A 4,204-nucleotide genomic window follows, 5' to 3' on the forward strand; every position below is an offset into this window, starting at 1 on the left:
TGTTCCGGAGTATGTGCTGCTGAGGCTGCCTGAGCCGACATCCGCAGGGGTGCCGGAGGCGGCCCGCGCGTTGACGCATCACGTGCTGGGTGCCGTACAAGAGTGGTTGGTGGACGGGCGGTTCGCCGCATCGCGTCTGGTGGTGGTCACTCAGGGTGCGGTGGCCGTTGATGCGGCCGGGGATGCTGATCCGGTACAGGCCGCGGTGTGGGGTCTGGTACGGGCCGCGCAGGCGGAGCAGCCGGACCGGTTCGTACTGCTGGATCTGGACGAGGATCCTGAGTCTCTTGGTGCGGTCGGTTACGCGCTGGCGACCGGTGAGCCACAGCTCGCGATCCGTGCGGGCGGGATACAGGTGCCTCGGCTGACCCGGGCCGTCGTGCCCAGCTCGGACGCGACGGTGTTCAGGCCGGACGGCACGGTGCTGGTCACCGGTGGTACGGGTGGTCTGGGCGCGCTGGTGGCCCGGCATGTGGTGGTGGAGCATGGTGTGCGCCACCTGCTGTTGGCGAGCCGCCGTGGAGCGGATGCACCTGGTGCCGGTGAGCTGATCGCGGAACTGACCAAGTACGGCGCCGACGTTGATGCGGTTGCCTGCGACGTCACCGACCGCGACGCCCTCGCTCACCTCATCGCTTCCATACGCGCCGACCACGCCCTGACCGGTGTGATCCACACGGCCGGCGTCCTGGACGACGCCACGATCCCGTCCCTCACCCCGGACCGGATGGACATCGTCCTGCGGCCCAAGGCGGACGCCGCCTGGCACCTCCACGAACTCACCCGCGACCTCAACCTCACCGCCTTCGTGCTCTTCTCGTCCATGGCAGGCGTCTGGGGCAGCGCCGGACAGGGCAACTACGCTGCCGCGAACGCCTTCCTCGACGCACTTGCCCACCACCGTCACACCCAGGACCTGCCCGCCACCTCACTGGCCTGGGGCCTGTGGGCGGGCGGCGGCATGGTGAGCGAGCTGGACGAGGCCGATCTGCGACGACTGGAGCGCTCGGGAGTTCAGCCGCTGTCGCCGGCGGACGGCCTCGCGCTGTTCGACGCCTCCCTCCGGTCCGCCCACTCCACGCTCGTCCCGGTGGGGCTGAATCTGAAGACCCTGGGTGCACGCCCTGAGCTTCTTCCGCTGCTGCTACGCGGGCTGGTGGGCCGTTCCGCCAGGCGCATGGCAGCGAGTGGCGCCGAGGGCGAGGCCACACTGAAGAGGCGGCTCACCGCGCTGGACGCCGGCGCGCGGAAGTCCCTGCTGGACGAGCTTGCGCGCGGCCAGGTCGCCGCCGTCCTCGGCTACAAGGACGCCTCGGCCGTCGAAGCCACCCTGTCCTTCCAGGAGTTGGGATTCGACTCGCTGATGGCAGTGGAATTCCGCAACCGCCTCAACGAGGCGACCGGGCTGCGGCTCCCGGCCACGCTCATCTTCGACTACCCGACGCCGCTGGCGCTCGTCGATCTCCTGACCGAGGAACTGCTCGGTACGCAGGACGCGGCACCGGTGCCCACCCTGCGACCGGCGTCACATGACGAGCCGGTCGCGATCGTCGGCATCGGCTGCCGCTTCCCGGGTGGGGTGATGTCGCCCGAGGGGCTGTGGGACCTGGTTTCCCAAGCCAAGGACGCGGTGGGCGAGTTCCCGACCGACCGTGGCTGGGACCTGGAGAAGCTGTACGACCCGGACCCGGCGAGCCGGGGCACGACCTACGCCCGGCACGGCGGATTCCTTTACGACGCTGGTGAGTTCGACCCGGCGTTCTTCGGGATCAGCCCGCGCGAGGCGTTGGCGATGGACCCGCAGCAGCGCTTGCTGCTGGAGACCTCCTGGGAGGCCATCGAACGCGCGGGACTGGACCCGGTCGACCTGCGCGGCAGCCGGACCGGCGTCTTCGCGGGTGTGATGTACCACGACTACGTCTCCCAGGCGGGCGAGCTGCCCCCGGAGCTGGAAGGTCTGATCGGCACCGGCAACTCGGGCAGTGTGGCCTCGGGCAGGGTGTCGTACACCCTCGGGCTGGAAGGTCCCGCGGTCACCGTCGACACGGCCTGCTCCTCCTCGCTCGTCGCCCTGCACCTCGCGGTGCAGGCGCTGCGCTCGGGTGAGTGCGACATGGCACTGGCCGGCGGGGCGACCGTCATGGCCACCCCGTGGACGTTCATCGAGTTCGCGCGGCAACGCAACCTCTCCGTGGACGGCCGCTGCAAGGCGTTCGCGACGGAGGACGGCGGAGTCGGTCTGTCGGAGGGCGCGGGCATGCTGCTCGTCGAACGGCTCTCCGACGCCGAACGCAACGGGCACAGCATCCTGGCGGTCGTGCGCGGGTCGGCCGTCAACCAGGACGGTGCGAGCAACGGTTTGACGGCGCCGAACGGTCCTTCGCAGCAGCGCGTCATCCGGCAGGCTCTTGCCGACGCCGGTCTGGCCGCGTCGGACGTGGACACGGTGGAGGCGCACGGGACGGGTACGGTGCTCGGCGACCCGATCGAGGCACAGGCCCTCATCGCGACGTACGGGCAGGACCGGCCGGACGATCAGCCGCTGTGGCTGGGCTCGGTGAAGTCCAACCTCGGTCACACGCAGGCCGCCGCCGGTGTCGCGGGCATCATCAAGATGGTGATGGCGATGCGGCACGGCGTGCTGCCGCAGACGCTGCACGTGGACGCGCCGTCGCCGCATGTGGACTGGGCGGCCGGGGCGGTGGAACTCCTCACCGAGGCCCGCGAGTGGGGCGGTCAGGACCGCCAGCGCCGGGCCGGGGTCTCCTCCTTCGGGATCAGCGGGACGAACGCGCACGTGATCATCGAGCGGGCCCCGGCCCCGAAGCCGGGCCCAGCACCCGAAGGCCGTACGGAACTGCCGCTGGTGCCGTGGATGGTCTCGGCCCGGGACGGCGAGGCACTCCGGGAGCAGGCCGCCCGACTTCGTGACTGGTTCGCGGAGCACCCGGAGGCGCACATCGCGGACGTCGGCGCCGAACTCGTCTCTTCCCGCTCTCTGTTGGAGCGGCGCGCGGTCGTCGTGGGCGCGGATCGTACGGAACTGCTCGCCGCCTTGTCGGCCTTCGCCGACGGGCAGCCCAGTCCTTCGGTGATCGAAGGCGGGTCGGAGCGGCCCAGGGGCGGGAAGTTGGCGCTGTTGTTCGCGGGGCAGGGGAGTCAGCGGCTGGGTATGGGGCGCGAACTGGCCTCCTCGTTGCCAGTGTTCGCTGCCGCCTGGGATGAGGTGTGTGAGGTTCTGGATCCGTTGCTGGCGTATCCGGTTCGGGATGTGGTTCACGCGGAGCCGGGTTCGGAGTTGGCTGGGCTGTTGGATGAGACGGGGATGACGCAGCCTGCGTTGTTCGCCTTCGAAGTGGCGCTGTATCGGTTGCTGGTCTCGTACGGGGTTGCGGCGGACGTGCTGGCGGGGCATTCGATCGGTGAGTTGGCGGCCGCGTATGTGGCGGGGGTGTTCTCGCTGGAGGATGCGTGCCGTCTGGTGGCGGCTCGTGCCCGGTTGATGCAGGCGCTGCCGAGTGGTGGTGCGATGCTCGCCGTGGCCGCCTCTGAGGCTGAGGTGCTGCCGCTGCTGGAGGGGCGCGAGCGCGAGGTGAGCGTCGGGGCCGTGAACGGTCCTGCCGCTGTGGTGATCTCCGGTGTGGAGTCGGCGGTCGAGGAGATCGGGCAGGTGCTGGCGGACCGCAAGATCCGGACGCGCAGGCTGCGGGTCTCGCACGCGTTCCATTCGCCGTTGATGGACCCGATGCTGGACGACTTCCGGCAGATCGCCCAGGCCCTCACCTACCACGAGCCGACGATCCCGCTGATCTCGAACGTCACCGGGCAGCTGGCCGAGGAGGGGCAGCTCAGCACTCCCGACTACTGGGTGCGGCATGTGCGTGAAGCGGTTCGTTTCGCGGACGGCATCACCGCAGCTCGCACGGCGGGCGCCACGCTGTTTGTCGAGGTCGGTCCGGACGGTGTTCTCACCGGCCTGGCCCAGCAGACCCTCGACGCTGACGAGACCGCGGCGTTCGTACCCGCCGTCCGCAAGGACCGTGACGAGACACGAGCTGTGGTCGAGGCACTGGCCACGCTCCACACCCACGGTGCACACGTCGACTGGACGACGTACTTCGCCGGCGTCCACCCCCAGCACCTTGAACTCCCCACCTATCCCTTCCAGCGGCAGCGGTACTGGCTGAAGTCCAGGGCTGCGGCC

Annotated in this window: 1 pseudogene; it reads left to right on the plus strand. The window is 70.0% G+C overall.

Features of this window, described 5'->3' with window-relative positions:
• Positions 1 to 196: 196 nt before the first annotated feature.
• Positions 197 to 4,204: pseudogene (locus HY68_RS39645) on the plus strand (type I polyketide synthase); the annotation flags it as partial.

This window comes from Streptomyces sp. AcH 505 (assembly GCF_000818175.1).
In the GTDB taxonomy this organism is placed as follows: Bacteria; Actinomycetota; Actinomycetes; order Streptomycetales; family Streptomycetaceae; genus Streptomyces.